This is a genomic window from Shewanella sp. MSW (assembly GCF_007636515.1).
GTDB lineage: Bacteria > Pseudomonadota > Gammaproteobacteria > Enterobacterales > Shewanellaceae > Shewanella > Shewanella indica.
This window is the reverse complement of record NZ_LVDR01000002.1, coordinates 230,879-245,455: the sequence shown is the minus strand read 5'-3', so window position 1 is coordinate 245,455 and position 14,577 is coordinate 230,879. Positions and strand designations below refer to the sequence as shown.

Annotated in this window: 11 protein-coding genes; 5 read left to right on the top strand and 6 right to left on the bottom strand. The window is 53.1% G+C overall.

Going from position 1 to position 14,577, the window contains the following annotated elements:
* Positions 1-130: 130 nt before the first annotated feature.
* From AYI96_RS02660 to putA, 4 genes are all read left to right on the top strand, one after another.
* Positions 131-811 (top strand): TIGR00153 family protein, encoded by a 681-nt coding sequence (locus tag AYI96_RS02660; protein WP_039034527.1) that lies wholly within the window; start codon positions 131-133, stop codon positions 809-811.
* Between the two features lie 27 nt (positions 812-838).
* Positions 839-2,107, top strand: a complete 1,269-nt coding sequence (locus AYI96_RS02655) for an inorganic phosphate transporter (RefSeq protein WP_039034526.1) — start codon at positions 839-841, stop codon at positions 2,105-2,107.
* 127 nt (positions 2,108-2,234) lie between these two features.
* Positions 2,235-2,813: a TIGR04211 family SH3 domain-containing protein gene (locus tag AYI96_RS02650; protein WP_083399717.1), complete on the top strand. Its 579-nt coding sequence runs from the start codon at positions 2,235-2,237 to the stop codon at positions 2,811-2,813.
* A 255-nt stretch (positions 2,814-3,068) separates the two neighbouring features.
* A complete protein-coding gene (gene putA, locus AYI96_RS02645) occupies positions 3,069-6,260 on the top strand; it encodes a bifunctional proline dehydrogenase/L-glutamate gamma-semialdehyde dehydrogenase PutA (RefSeq protein WP_186300001.1) in 3,192 nt (1,063 codons plus the stop codon).
* Between the two features lie 75 nt (positions 6,261-6,335).
* Here the strand turns inward: putA and AYI96_RS02640 are convergent, their stop codons facing one another.
* Positions 6,336-7,565, bottom strand: a complete 1,230-nt coding sequence (locus tag AYI96_RS02640; protein ID WP_039034523.1) for a dicarboxylate/amino acid:cation symporter — start codon at positions 7,563-7,565, stop codon at positions 6,336-6,338.
* 230 nt (positions 7,566-7,795) lie between these two features.
* Positions 7,796-8,059 carry a hypothetical protein gene (locus tag AYI96_RS02635; RefSeq protein ID WP_039034522.1) on the bottom strand — a complete coding sequence of 88 codons (264 nt, stop codon included), beginning with the start codon at positions 8,057-8,059 and terminating at the stop codon, positions 7,796-7,798.
* 431 nt (positions 8,060-8,490) lie between these two features.
* Between AYI96_RS02635 and AYI96_RS02630 the strand changes: the two genes are divergently transcribed.
* Entirely contained in the window at positions 8,491-9,789 is a 1,299-nt protein-coding gene (locus AYI96_RS02630; RefSeq protein WP_144360952.1) for a DUF5666 domain-containing protein, read from the top strand.
* Positions 9,790-9,852: 63 nt separating this feature from the next.
* Here AYI96_RS02630 and AYI96_RS02625 read toward each other — a convergent pair whose 3' ends face one another.
* The 4 genes from AYI96_RS02625 to cydD all read right to left on the bottom strand — a co-directional run bounded on the left by AYI96_RS02625 (position 9,853) and on the right by cydD (position 14,525).
* A complete protein-coding gene (locus AYI96_RS02625) occupies positions 9,853-10,428 on the bottom strand; it encodes a NifB/NifX family molybdenum-iron cluster-binding protein (protein WP_039034520.1) in 576 nt (191 codons plus the stop codon).
* Entirely contained in the window at positions 10,425-10,715 is a 291-nt protein-coding gene (locus tag AYI96_RS02620) for a DUF134 domain-containing protein (RefSeq protein WP_025888568.1), read from the bottom strand. Before AYI96_RS02620 ends, AYI96_RS02625 begins: the two co-directional genes overlap by 4 nt.
* 179 nt (positions 10,716-10,894) lie before the next feature.
* Positions 10,895-12,640 (bottom strand): heme ABC transporter ATP-binding protein/permease CydC, encoded by a 1,746-nt coding sequence (gene cydC / locus AYI96_RS02615; protein ID WP_144360951.1) that lies wholly within the window; start codon positions 12,638-12,640, stop codon positions 10,895-10,897.
* 1 nt (position 12,641) lies between these two features.
* Positions 12,642-14,525 (bottom strand): heme ABC transporter permease/ATP-binding protein CydD, encoded by a 1,884-nt coding sequence (cydD, locus tag AYI96_RS02610; protein WP_144360950.1) that lies wholly within the window; start codon positions 14,523-14,525, stop codon positions 12,642-12,644.
* Positions 14,526-14,577: the final 52 nt, after the last annotated feature.

Here is a 14,577-nt window from a genome sequence, read left to right as displayed (position 1 = left end):
GGGTGATATATAACCCGATAGAATAAAAACTGACGTGTTTTCTGTAAAAACACAGTTTCAATAAGCGGACGCTTGGGTTAACATTCGCCCGCATTTCCAATAGTGGAATAACCTAAATAGGTAAACGGCTATGCCAGTAAACTCTATTTTAGGCGTGTTTGCAAAATCGCCGATAAAACCTCTGCAAGAGCATATAGACAAAGTATACGATTGTGCTTCGCTACTCGTGCCCTTCTTCGAAGCGACCATAGCTGAAGATTGGGACAGTGCGGTCACTATTCGCAAGAAGATCAGCCAAGAGGAAAAAGAAGCTGACTTTCTTAAACGCGAAATCCGCCTGACACTGCCAGGTGGCTTGTTTATGCCAGTAGAAAGGACTGACTTACTGGAGCTCCTGACCCAACAGGACAAAATCGCTAATAAAGCTAAAGATATTTCCGGTCGAATCATCGGCCGCCAACTGCTTGTTCCTCAAACCATCCAAACCCCATTCATCGCTTATTTGCAGCGCTGCCTAGATGCAGTCGCCCTGGCCAAAGAAGCGATCAACGAGCTCGATGATCTGCTGGAAGCAGGCTTTAGAGGCCGTGAAGTGGATTTGGTAGCCAAAATGATCAGTGAACTCGATGCTATCGAAGAAGACACTGATGATCTGCAAATTCAGGTGCGTCGACAGCTGTTCGCCATGGAAGCTGAGCTTAATCCTATCGATGTCATGTTCCTCTATAAGATAATTGAGTGGGTTGGTGACCTGGCAGATCTTGCCGAACGTGTCGGTTCCCGCCTTGAGCTGATGCTGGCTCGCGTCTAACAAACAAAAGGTTATCAAGGTAACAACATGGTTGATGTATTAGTCACCTATGGCCCATGGCTCATAGGTATCGCGGCTGTTTTCGGGTTTCTTATGGCCTGGGGCATTGGGGCCAACGACGTAGCAAATGCTATGGGTACGTCTGTTGGTTCAAACGCTATTACCATTAAGCAAGCGATTATTATCGCAATGATCTTTGAATTCGCCGGTGCCTATCTGGCCGGTGGTGAAGTCACCAGTACTATACGAAAAGGGATCATAGATTCCGCTTTCTTCGTAGATAGCCCCGAGCTACTGGTCTACGGCATGATAGCCTCTCTATTGGCTGCGGGTATTTGGTTGGTCGCCGCATCAGCTCTTGGCTGGCCGGTTTCCACCACTCACTCTATCGTGGGAGCCATCATAGGCTTTGCTGCTGTGGGTGTGGGCACTGAAGCCGTTGCCTGGGGCAAAGTCGTTGGTATCGTTGGCTCTTGGGTCGTCACCCCGGCCATCTCAGGCTTTATCGCCTTTATGATTTTCCAGAGCGTACAAAAACTGATTTTCAATACTGAAAACCCTTTGGAAAACGCTAAACGTTATGTGCCTTTCTACATGGCCTTTGCCGGCTTTGTAATGTCTTTGGTTACCATCACCAAGGGCCTTAAGCATGTTGGTCTCAAGTTCAGCACTGTAGAGGCCTATCTGTTGGCATTGGCGATCGCCATTCTGGTGGGTATTGCGGGTAAAATCGCCATCAGCCGTCTGAAGATGAGCAGCAAAAACGATCGCCAGACCAACTTCGGCAATGTTGAACGAGTCTTCGCCATTCTGATGGTTGTGACCGCCTGTTGTATGGCTTTTGCCCACGGCTCCAACGACGTGGCCAATGCTATTGGTCCATTGGCTGCAGTTGTCTCTGTGGTAAACAGTGGCGGTGCCATTGAAGCCAAGGCACCGCTGGTTTGGTGGATTCTGCCTCTGGGCGCCGTCGGTATCGTTATGGGTCTGGCCATCTTCGGCAAGCGCGTAATGACCACTATAGGTAAGAATATTACTCACCTGACCCCAAGTCGTGGCTTTGCCGCCGAACTGGCCGCAGCCTCAACCGTGGTTATCGCCTCGGGCACAGGTTTACCTATTTCCACCACTCAAACTCTGGTAGGCGCGGTATTGGGTGTGGGTATGGCCAGGGGTATTGCCGCCATCAATATAGGTGTGGTTCGCAACATTGTAGTTTCATGGGTAGTGACCTTGCCAGCCGGTGCCGGCCTGTCTATTCTGTTCTTCTTCACCATCAAAGGTGTGTTCGGTTAACAGAAGTAGCATTAGAAATCACGGTAAATATCATGATTATAAGAGGGAAGTCGAATGACTTCCCTCTTGCATTGAAGCCTTCAAATCCCTAGCATGTGGGCAGTATTTTGCGACAGAGAATGACTAAGTGTTAAGACTCCTGACTCTCATAGGGATGATGCTCCTGTCTCCCACCCTATTGGCCCAAGGCCAGACGCGCTATATTTCGGATGATGTCTTCATCTACATTCATGGTGGACCCGGCACTCAATACCGGATCCTGGGTAGTATCGAAGCCGGTCAGCAGATAAACGTGTTGCCTGAGCGCCAAGGCGATTACACCAAGATTATCGACCATAAGGATCGTGAAGGCTGGGTACTGACCAGCATGATCTCCAAGGACAAGTCGCTGCGTTTTCGCGTCTCAGAACTGGAAAGCCAGTTGGTCGAAGCCAAAAGCCAGCTCACAGGACTTCAGAGCGAAAATGGTGACTTCAAGGGCGAGCTTGGCAGCCTCAAGTCTCAGCTGAGCAAAGCCCAGGCCGAACTGGCCCAAGCCAGTGCAGAACGCGATGAAGCCATCGCCAAGCTCAAATCGATGAAAGACAATGAGCGTTTCCGTATGTGGCAAGAAGGCGGACTCATCGCCGCCCTGGGTTTAATCCTCGGGGTTATTCTGGTTTACATGCCAAGACCACAGCGACGCAAGAAAGATCGTTGGATGTAATAACATTTTTCCCTTCTTAAAGGCCAGTGTTTAAAACCACTGGCCTTTTGTTTATGTGACTTTACAGCTGGGGTGCGTAAAGCCAATTAAACAATTTTCACATTCCTGCCAAGATTGGTGTCACAGATCACATTTTGATTGTATAATCGGCGCGCGCAAGCGCCAATATTGTATACAAAATTAATAAAGCGTCTTTTGCGTCAGACATATTCCAGGTAATTCGAGCAGTCATTAACTGCCCCCCAACCGGCTTAGATGGAAGCGATAACTATGTTCAAAGCGAGTGAAGTTCTGGCAGGCCACTATGATAGCGCCAATCTCGACGAACTCTTTAAAGCCATCAGTGACAACTATATTGTCGACGAAGAGCAATATCTGTCCGATCTGATCAAGCTAGTCCCGTCGAGTGACGAAACCATTGAGCGTGTGACCCGTCGCGCCCACGACTTGGTCAGCAAGGTTCGTCAATATGACAAAAAAGGTCTGATGGTAGGTATAGACGCTTTTTTACAGCAATACAGCCTTGAAACTCAAGAAGGCATCATACTCATGTGCCTGGCCGAAGCCCTGCTGCGGATCCCGGATCCGGAAACGGCCGATGCCCTGATTGAAGACAAGCTCTCAGGTGCCAAATGGGACGAGCATCTGTCAAAGAGTGATTCAGTATTGGTCAACGCCTCGACATGGGGCCTGATGCTGACAGGCAAAATCGTCAAACTTGATCGCAACCTGGATGGCAGTCCAAGCAACTTATTGAAGCGCTTGGTTAATCGCCTGGGTGAGCCGGTGATCCGTCAAGCCATGTATGCCGCCATGAAGATCATGGGCAAACAGTTCGTACTCGGTCGCACAGTTAAAGAAGCGCTGAAAAACAGTGAAGACAAGCGCAAGCAGGGCTATACCCACTCTTACGACATGCTGGGTGAAGCCGCTCTGACCCAGAGAGATGCCGAGAAATACTTCCAGGACTACTCCCACGCCATCAGCGAATTGGGAGCCCAGCAGTACGATGAATCCCAGGCGCCCAGACCGACGATTTCCATCAAGCTGTCGGCGCTGCATCCCCGCTATGAAGTGGCCAATGAAGACAGAGTCATGTCCGAGTTGTATGCCACAGTGATCAAGCTGATTGAGCAGGCTCGCAGCCTGAATGTCGGTATCTCTATCGATGCCGAAGAGGTAGACCGTCTCGAGTTGTCCCTCAAGCTGTTCCGCAAACTATATAACTCAGAAGCCGCCAAGGGCTGGGGTCTATTGGGCATAGTGGTGCAGGCTTACTCCAAACGGGCACTGCCTGTACTCCTGTGGCTGACCAAGCTTGCCAAAAAGCAAGGCGATGAAATCCCGTTGCGACTGGTGAAAGGCGCTTATTGGGACAGCGAACTCAAGTGGGCCCAACAGGCAGGTGAAGCCGGTTACCCCCTCTACACCCGCAAGGTGGGGACGGATCTCTCCTATCTGGCCTGTGCTCGTTTCCTGTTATCGGACAAGACCCGTGGTGCCATCTATCCACAATTTGCCAGCCATAACGCCCAGACAGTCGCTGCCATCAGCGATATGGCCGGCGATCGTGAGTTTGAATTCCAGCGTCTGCACGGCATGGGACAGGAGTTGTACGACACCATTTTGGCGGAAAGCCGAGCTCGCACCGTCAGAATTTATGCCCCGATAGGTGCCCATAAAGATCTGCTGCCCTATCTGGTGCGCCGTCTGCTGGAAAACGGTGCCAACACTTCATTTGTGCATAAGTTGGTGGATCCCAACACACCAATCGATTCACTGATCACCCACCCTCTGGTGACAGTCAAACAATACAAAACCCTGGCCAATAACAAGATAGTGAAGCCTGCCGACATTTTTGGCAGCGAACGCAAAAACTCCAAGGGACTCAATATGAACATTCTCTCTGAAGCCGAACCCTTCTTCGCGGCACTGGATCAGTTCAAGGCTCATCAATGGCATGCCGGCCCGCTGATCAATGGTGAAACCCTGAGCGGCGAGTCAAAGCCGGTTGTCAGCCCCTATGACACGACACAAACCGTCGGTCAGGTGGTTTTTGCCGACAACCAAGCCGTTGAGCAGGCCATCAGTTCAGCCGTCGCCGCCTTCCCAGCCTGGTGTCGCACGCCGGTGGCACAGCGCGCCAGCGCACTGCAAAAACTGGCCGACCTGCTGGAAGAAAATCGCGAAGAACTGATAGTGCTCTGTACCCGTGAAGCCGGCAAGAGCCTGCAGGACGGCATAGATGAAGTCCGAGAAGCCATCGACTTCTGCCGCTACTATGCGGTGCAGGCCAAGAAGATGATGAGCAAGCCCGAACTGCTCCCCGGGCCAACCGGTGAATTGAACGAACTGTTTGTTCAAGGCCGCGGTGTCTTTGTCTGTATCAGCCCCTGGAACTTCCCGTTGGCGATTTTCCTCGGTCAGGTGACAGCAGCCCTTGCTGCCGGCAACACAGTTATCGCCAAGCCGGCCGAGCAAACCTGCCTGGTGGGCTACCGCGCCGTACAACTGGCCCATGAAGCCGGGATCCCCAAAGAAGCGCTGCAATTCCTGCCGGGCACAGGCGCCAGTGTCGGCGCCGCACTGACCAGCGACGAACGTATCGGCGGTGTCTGCTTCACAGGTTCGACCGGCACGGCCAAGGTGATCAACCGTGCTCTGGCTGCCCGCGAAGGTGCCATCATTCCTCTTATCGCCGAAACCGGTGGTCAAAATGCCATGGTGGTGGACTCCACCTCCCAGCCGGAGCAAGTGGTCAACGATGTGGTTGCCTCTTCCTTTACCAGCGCTGGCCAGCGCTGCTCGGCGCTGCGGGTACTCTATCTGCAGGAAGATATCGCCGATCGGGTACTGGAGATCCTCAAGGGTGCAATGGATGAACTCAGCATTGGCTATCCTGGTTCAGTGAAGACAGATGTCGGCCCTGTGATCGATGCCACAGCCAAAGCCAATCTCAACGCCCATATCGAGCACATCAAACAGGTAGGCAAGCTTATCAAACAGGTGGAGCTGCCCGCTGACTGCAAGGATGGCCATTTCGTTGCTCCAACCACGGTGGAAATCGATTCCATCAAGGTGCTGGAGAAAGAACATTTCGGCCCAATACTGCACGTTATCCGTTTCAAAGCCTCAGAGCTGGACAAGGTGATTGCCGATATCAACAGCACAGGCTTTGGTCTGACTCTGGGGATCCATAGCCGCAACGAAGGCCACGCCCTGAGCGTTGCCGACCAAGTCAATGTAGGTAACGTCTATATTAACCGTAACCAGATTGGCGCCGTGGTGGGTGTGCAGCCCTTCGGTGGTCAGGGGCTTTCCGGCACAGGTCCCAAGGCCGGCGGGCCACACTACCTGACCCGCTTTATGACAGAAAAGACCCGCACCAACAACATCACAGCCATAGGTGGCAATGCTACTCTGCTGTCACTGGGTGATGCGGAATAATCTCCACCCATGAAAAAAGCCAGGAATTATTTCCTGGCTTTTTATTATCTGCTCGCGGCAAACAAACTCACGCTATCAGCTCTTGGCTTCCTCGGGACAAAAGTTATCCATCACCAGAGCGCAGGCGGCATCGCCGGTAATATTCAGCGATGTACGTATCATGTCGAAAATCCGGTCGAGGGCAAACAGCAGTGGCAGTCCATCGATAGGGATCTTGGCCGCCAGTAATACGGCCACCACCAGGAAAGAAGGCCCAGGCACCCCGGCCTGGCCAATAGCACCCAAGGTAGAGGTGAAGATGATAGCCGCATAGGCGGCAAGGCTCAGATCAATGTTATACATTTGGGCAAAGAACATGGCGACCAAACCATAATAGATGGCGTTGCCGCTCATATTGATGGTGGCGCCCAACGGCAATACGAAAGAAGCCGTGGCTTTTGAGACCTTCAACTCCTGCTCACAGGTTTCCATATTCACCGGCAAGGTTGCCATGGAGGAAGCCGTAGACAAGGCCATCACCTGGGGCTTTTTCATTGCACTGATGAAGCGCGCCGCCGACACCTTGGAAAACAGCTGCACCATCAAGGGGAAGAAGATGAAAGCGTAAATCAAAATTGCACCAACGAAGACGATGAATAACTTGAATACCACCTCAAGGGCATCAAAACCAAAGGTGCCGACTGAGTCGGCCATCAGACCGAATACCCCTATGGGTGCCACCAACATGACACAGTTAATCATCCAGACCATAGCCTCTGTGATGGCATTAAGCGCCCCAAGGATCGGCTTGGCGCCATCGCCCTTGACCTTGGTCAGTGCTATGCCAAAGAAAATACTGAACACCAGGATCTGTAAAATATTCCCTCCGGTCAGCGACTCAAATACATTGGTTGGTATCATGCCGATGAAGGTATCCATCACCCCGGGGAGATCGCCCTGTTCTTTGGTAACTTCCATTAGGTCAGTCATGCTGTGGGCAGTAAAATCAACTCCCTTACCCGGTTGAAACAGGTTTCCCAGCACCAGTGCCAAGGTGACTGCGATACCCGAAGTCACAATAAAGAAGCCGAATGTTCCTAGACCGATTTTCCCAGCCGAAGGGGTGTCCCCCAAACTGGCAGCACCAGAGATGATAGCCACCAATACCAGCGGTATGACCAACATCTTGATCAAATGGATAAAAATAGTCCCCAATGGGGCAAACATGCTGGCATCCTCACCTAACCACCAGCCTACAGCCGCCCCTAAAAACATGGCAATGACGACTTGCACGCCGATATTGCCAATCCAGTGTTTGTTATTCATTGTTATGTCTCCGCCGCACAAGGGCGTCATCTTGTCAAAATCAAAGCGGGCAAAGGTACCACATTCAAGCCAATCGCTTCCGTGAGTTTTCTCGACTCAGGCTCAACAATTAGTCAAAAATGGCAAAAGATGCAAAGAGAATTTAAAATATTCAATTTTCCCTGCCTTTAAATGAGAAAAGTTTAAATAAACTCGCCTTGTAACGGCTTAAAATAGAGATATCTCAACAACTATAAGTGAGTCGAGACAGCCAAGGCTGCTGCTGCAGCCAACCCTACCAGCACTATCCAGACAATGGCATTGCCGCTTCCGGGTTCTTTGTCGGCCAATTCCAGTTCAGGATGCCCCTGCAAATAGTCATCCACCTTCTTTTTTGCCTCTTTCAGGCTCAGGTTGTCTCGTTCTCGCAGGAGTTTAATTGCATGAATCGTCTGCCGGTCTTCCAGTAGACTGATCACTTCCAAATCCAAGGAGCGCTCTTTGGTGGGGGTCATAGTATCTTCCTGATTAGTGGGGACGTCATTGTCACAACTTTTATAATACTGATAACTTTAGCTATAAAAAAGCATAGAGCCAAGTAGTAACTTGTTCTCTTTTTTAGCTATTCAGATTCTCCAACTGCCTGTATACCTCCCTTACAAATCCTCTAAAAATCATACGATTTCCCATTTAAGTTGGCTTGGGATTTGAACAAAAAGCGTGCAGACAGCATGTTTGTCTGCCGATTGCAGTAAATCATGCTGATTTAAACCTTAACTAAATTCAAAAACCAAACACATCTGCACGGAGATTTTCAAAGTAACCCTCTATTTTTTAACGGCTGCATACGATCATTAATAAACTTTCATCCCGCCCTAATCTTAGCCTCATCTACAGTTGTTTATCCTGCCGCCGCTTTAAAAACCAAGACCCTAAGGAGAACAGAATGCAAAGAAGCATATGGCTGGTTCCTCTCGTTGCCGGACTGAGCGCCTGTGGCGGTTCAGATTCCAATGAGTCGAACAATCCCGATCCCCAACCGCCGGTTGCCACTTTGGCCAAGACTATCCAAGGTACCCTGCAAAAGGTCGATACGGATACGCTTTGGGTCAATGGTGTAGCAATCCCGGCGGCCAGGGCCAGTGTTGAAATCAATGAAACCAAGGCCAGCATCACTGAGTTGAAGCCCGGTATGCAGCTCAACATCAAGACAGATGGCAGCAGTGCCATCAGCGTAGACTATGACCCTGTGCTGGTATCCCCGGTGAGCGCAATTGATGGCGAGCAAGCTATTGTGGCCGGTTACCAAGTAACTGGACTTGACCTCAATAAAGTCAAGGCAGGTGACATAGTTGAGCTCAGTGGTTACAACCTGAGTGATAGTCAGTTCAAGGCCACCTATTTTGCTATCGACAATGACAGGCAAGAGATGGAAGTTGAAGGGCGGGTAAGCAAGCTGGACACTCATCTGAAGCAGTTCTATCTCGGTAATATGCAGGTGGACTATGGTGCCAATGCCGTTCAGCTAGATGACACGCTGGCCAACGGTTCCTGGGTAGAAGTTGAAGGTCAATATCAGGGTGAAGTATTGCTGGCTTCTGAAGTGGAAGTCGAACGCGCCCCGGATTTGGACAAGGGCACTGAGGTGGAACTCGAAGGTCAGGTTACCTGGGTCAACGAGTTGCAGACCCGCTTTACCTTGAACCAAAAATGGCAAGTGATCCTGGATGGCAAAACCCACTTTGAAGATGGTACTGTTGCCGATCTCAAACCCGGCGCCTTGGTCGATGTGGAAGGCCTGTGGCAAGACGACACTCAAGAGCTGCAGGCCACCGAGATTGACTTTGAAAAACAGAGTCAGCCACCAGTAATTGCAAGCCACGCTTTTGAAGTTGAAGGCAAGGCTGTGTATGACGCCGGTGTATTCAGCATCAACGGCATAGTACTGACACTGACACCTCAAACTCGTTTTGAAGATGGTTTGAACCAAGCCAGCCTCAACGGTACCTGGGTACAGGTTGAAGGCTCTGAGCAAAATGGTCAATTCCTGGTGATGGAGATCGAACCTGAGATCCAGGAAGCAGATATAGAGCTCAAGGGCTTGGTCAATGATGACGGCCAAGGCGCCAGCCTCTGGGGTTATAAGGCCAGCGATGAAAGCCTCAAGCCTCATATTGGCAAAAGGGTCGAGCTGGAATGCCACTTAAGTGGTGAACTGCTGAGCCAGTGCCGCCTGGATGATTGATAACACAAGATGAACAAAGAGTGCCGGCTTTCTGTCGGCACTCTTTTTTTTCTGCAGACGGCTTTATCGCAAAGGCCTGAAGCCTGCGTAACTCAACTTGCCTTGCTGGTTTAGCGAATCACCAAGGGGTTTTAGTTTGGCCTCGGTGCGGCTCTTACAGCCACAGCCGCCACCACAACCGCCTTTCGCCTCCCCCTCATGGCCATGATCTTCACCATGACAAGCTGCGCCGGTTTCATTATGACCATGACAACCGCAGCCGCCACCACAACCGCCTTTGGCTTGATGTTTGAGTGACGGGCGTCCAGCCGCAGCACTGGTCAGCCGTAACTGAATATCACTGGCCGCAACCAGCAAAGCGGCGATATCGCGGCTCTCTTTGCCGGGCCGACAAACGCTGATGCCACCATCGAGCAGCTTACCCAACATTCGCTCGCCGATTTGATCCACCAACACAATGCGGCCGCCTTTGTCCTTGATAAGTTGCAGCATCGCCTTTTTGGCGGCGCAATTGCCGCCTGCGGCTGCCGGATTATCCAGGGTAAAACAGTGGTTGTGCTCGTTATCATAAAAGGCCAGCTCTTTGGCCTTGGTAAAATGCCCGGCCAAGCGGCCCCGGCTCATGGGTATCACTATCATCTCTGTTCCTCAGTGTGGGGCAACTCCAGCATCTGTCCCTCTATCAGGGCCTTGGCCAGTTTATGGCGGGCCTGCTTAATCAAGTTGCCAAAGGTCTGCCTGGATATCCCCATCTGCTCGGCGGCCTCTTGTTGCGCCAGACCGCGAAAGTCGGCCAACGCCAGGGCCTCAAACTCATCGGCCGCCAAGGCGACTGCCTCCAGGGCTGAGGCCGGAATGCCGTTGGGTTTGTAGAAGCGGCAGGGCGTGCCATGCTGCAGGCGGCGGCATTTTCTGGGTCTGGGCATGGGAGTATCCTTATTAGTTATTGGCATATGCCAATAACTCTATTCTGACTTTGAACCCGTATGGGATCTGTGATCCAGGCGAGAATTTAGCGCTTTTAAAAGAAAAAGGGATGCTGAGCATCCCTTTGAATAAGTCTAACTTGAGCCTCTTATTGAGTCGGTTTTTAAACCTCTGCGGCTCAGTGTAACCTCTGATACAGGGCGCTGTAGGCGGTCGACTCCTGCAGCAGTTGCTCATGACTGCCACTGGCCACTATCTTGCCTTCATCCAGCAGGTGAATGGCATCCATCTGCGCCATACCGGTTAGGCGATGACTTATCATCACCAGCGTCTTGTCTTTGGCAAACTGCAGCAGCAACCTGAGGATCTCCTGCTCGGTACGCCGATCCAGCCCCTCGGTGGGTTCATCAAGCAGCAGCAACGGCGCATCCCGCAGCAGCGCCCGAGCCACGCCGATCCGGCGTTGCTCACCACCGGATAACTGACGCCCGCCTTCACCTATCCAGGCGTTGAGCCCCTCACCCGCAAGTAACCCCTCCAGCCCAACCTGGCGCAGCACCTCGGCTAGCGTGTCATCGGTGACTTTTTCCGGCAAGGCCAGCTGCAGGTTATCTCTGAGACTGGCGCTGAGCAATTGTACCCGTTGACTGACCACTGTCATGGAAGCCCGCAAGGTCTTTTCATCCAAGGAGGCCACAGGCACACCGCCCAGCAGTATCTCACCCTGCTGCGGCTGCCACTGACGGGTTATCAAGGCCAGCAGGCTGGACTTACCCGAGCCGGTTTTACCCAGGAGTGCCACCTTGTTGCCCGCAGGGACCTGCAGCGACAAGCCTTGCAGCACTGGCTGGGTGTCCGTGTAACCGAAATGCAGATCTTTGATGATAAGAGCGCCGCTCTCGGGCCCAGTTGCCGAGACGGCAGGAAATTCAATGTCGGAGCGCTGCTCTGTCAACTCGGACACCCGCTTGGCAGCCAAGAGCACAGAAGACAGATGTTGAAAGGCACCGGCCAACGGCATCATCATCTCAATACAGGCCAGAGTGGCAAACAAGACCATGGCCAGCAAAGGCCCGGGGGGCACGGCCGGACCAACACCTGCGGCGGCAAACCAGAGCAGCAGCAACACCAGCAAGCCGTGACAGAGGATCAACATTGCCTGGCTCAGACCTGTGATCGCCGCCATCGCCTTCTGACTGGCAAACCAGCTCTGCTCGGCGCGGTCGAGTTCCGCCCGAAAGCTTTCAGCAGCGCCACCTTTGGCATCGGAAAACAGACTCAGCTCTGCCTGACCGGACAACCATTCCAGCAGCCGAACCCGGTAGCTGCGCCGCGCTTCAATCAGCTCGCGCCCGGGTCGCCTGCCAAGCAGATAGAACACACTCGGCAACAACAACCAACTGAGCAAGAGGCCAGTACAAAGCAGGATAGCCAAGTTGAGATCAAACCAACCGATAAAGGTGGTCAATGCCAGCAGCATCAGCAAGAAGGCCGTCAGCGGCGTCAACAACCTCAGATACAGGTGATCCAGCGTGTCGATATCGGCCACCAAACGGTTGAGCAGATCGCCGCGGCGCATCCCGGATAGATTACGTTCACTCAAAGGCAGCAAAGAGCGCCAGGCCCACAACCTGAGATCGGTCAGGATCCTGAAGGTGGCCTCATGGGTAGCCAGCCTTTCACCGTAGCGGCTTGCCGTGCGGGCAATGGAGAGGAAACGCACCCCGCCCGCCGGAGTAAAGTAGTTGAAGGCTTCCGCCGTCACCAAAGCCAGACCGGCCACTGCGGTAGCAGATAAGAACCAACCGGAGAGCGACAGCAGGCCAATACCGGCCATTAGGGTCGTTACTGTCAGCAGCAGGCCGACAAACATCATCAAAGACTGGCGGCGGAATAGCCGGATAAAGGGCAGTAACAGCTTCATCTCAACGCTCCTCCCCTGACTCTGACTTTGACTCTGGTTTTGATTCTGACTTTAACTCGGGCACGGCTTCCGCCTCAGCGCTCGCGGCAATCGGCGGCGCCGATGCCTTTGGCGCATCATCGAGGGAAACCGCCAACGGCAGCTCATCCAGCATCTGCGCCAGTAAGCCCGGCTGCGCTTTGAGTTCGGCAAAAGTGCCCTGCTGCACCAGTTTTCCCTGATCCAGCACCAGAACTCTGTCCATCCGATCCAGTTGATCCAATCTGTGGGTCACCATAAGGCAGCTCTTGCCAGCCATCGCCTGCCACAGCGCGCTAAGCACCAGTTGTTCACTCTGGCTGTCGAGGCTGGCGCTGGGCTCATCGAGCACAAACAGCTGCGCCTGACGCCCAAGGGCACGGGCCAACGCCAGCCGCTGCGCTTGCCCCACAGACAGGCCACCGCTGTATTCATCCAATTGGTGTGCCAGCCCATCCGGCAAGGCGCGAACATAGTCGGCCACCTTGGCCTGTTGCAGATAATCCCACAATTGCGCCTCGGTCAGTTCGGGCTGGCCGAGACGCAGATTATCGGCGATAGAGCCGTGAAACAGCTGCGGATTCTGGCCAAGCCAGGCGATACGGCTGCGACAGGCGGCAGGATCCAGCTCGGCCAGTTCAATACCATTGAGCTTTAAGCTGCCCTCATAGGGCAGAAAACCCAGCAGAGCGTTGAGCAGGCTGGTTTTACCGGCGCCACTCGGGCCCACCAAGGCCAGCTTCTCGCCCGCCGCTAAGCTAAAACTCAGCGGCCCCAGTAAAGGCACGCCGTCTATGCTCAATACCTTGAGATCCCGGGCCTGCAGTTCAATGCCCTCACCGGGGAGGGGCTGTTCACCACGCTTGAGCGGCTCAGGCAACTCCAGCAGTGCCATCAAGGATTCGGCAGCGCCCACCGCCTGGGCCTTGGCATGGTAGTGAGTGCCCATGTCGCGCAGCGGCTGATAAAACTCAGGTGCCAAAATCAGCACAAACATGCCGGTAAACAGGCTGATACCCATGCCGTAATGACCAAAGTCCAGGTGCCCCAGATAACTGAAGCCGAAATACACCGCCAAAATGGCGATGGATACCGCGGCGAAAAACTCCAGCACGGCGGAGCTGAGAAACGCCATTCTGAGCACTGCCATGGTACGCTCACGAAAATCTTCCGAGGCCTTGCCTATGGCGCGCTGCTCCGCTTCGGCGCGATAGAAAAGCTTGAGTGTCGGCAAGGCCTTGAGGCGATCCATAAAGTGGCCGCTCAATTGCTGCAGCGCACCGAAATGCTTGCGGTTGGCATCGGCGGCACCCATGCCGACCAAGACCATAAACAGTGGAATAAGGGGAGCGGTGCCGAGCAAAATCAGGCCACCGGCCCAGTTGATGGGGAACACACATACCAAGATGATCAGCGGAATAAAGGCCGCCAGGCTCATCTGCGGCAGGTAACGGCCATAGAAATCCTGCAAATCTTCTATCTGTTCCAGCACTATACTGGCCCAGCTGCCGACAGGCTTGCCATTGACAAAGGCCGGCCCCAGGCGTTCAAGTTTATTGAGCACGGCGGCGCGCATCTGCTCTCTGAGGCGTCTGCCGGCCTCGAAGCTGACCCGCTCTCTGAGCCAAGCGATAACTGCTCGCAGCAACACCAGAGTCGCAAAGGCCAACATATGCGGAATAAATGCCTGCCTATCAAGCTCGTCGATGATCAGCCCCTGCAGCACAGTGGCCAGCACCCAGGCCTGGCCCACCAGCGCCAAGCCGTTGAGCACGCCCAACAACACAGAGAGTTTAAGGAAGGGGCCACAGGCAGATTGTTGCGCTTTGAGCCAGCGACCGAGTTGTTTCTCTAAGGATTTGTCCATGGGATCCTACTGCAAAATCAGCTAATGACGCTGTTGCTGCCAAAGCAGCAAG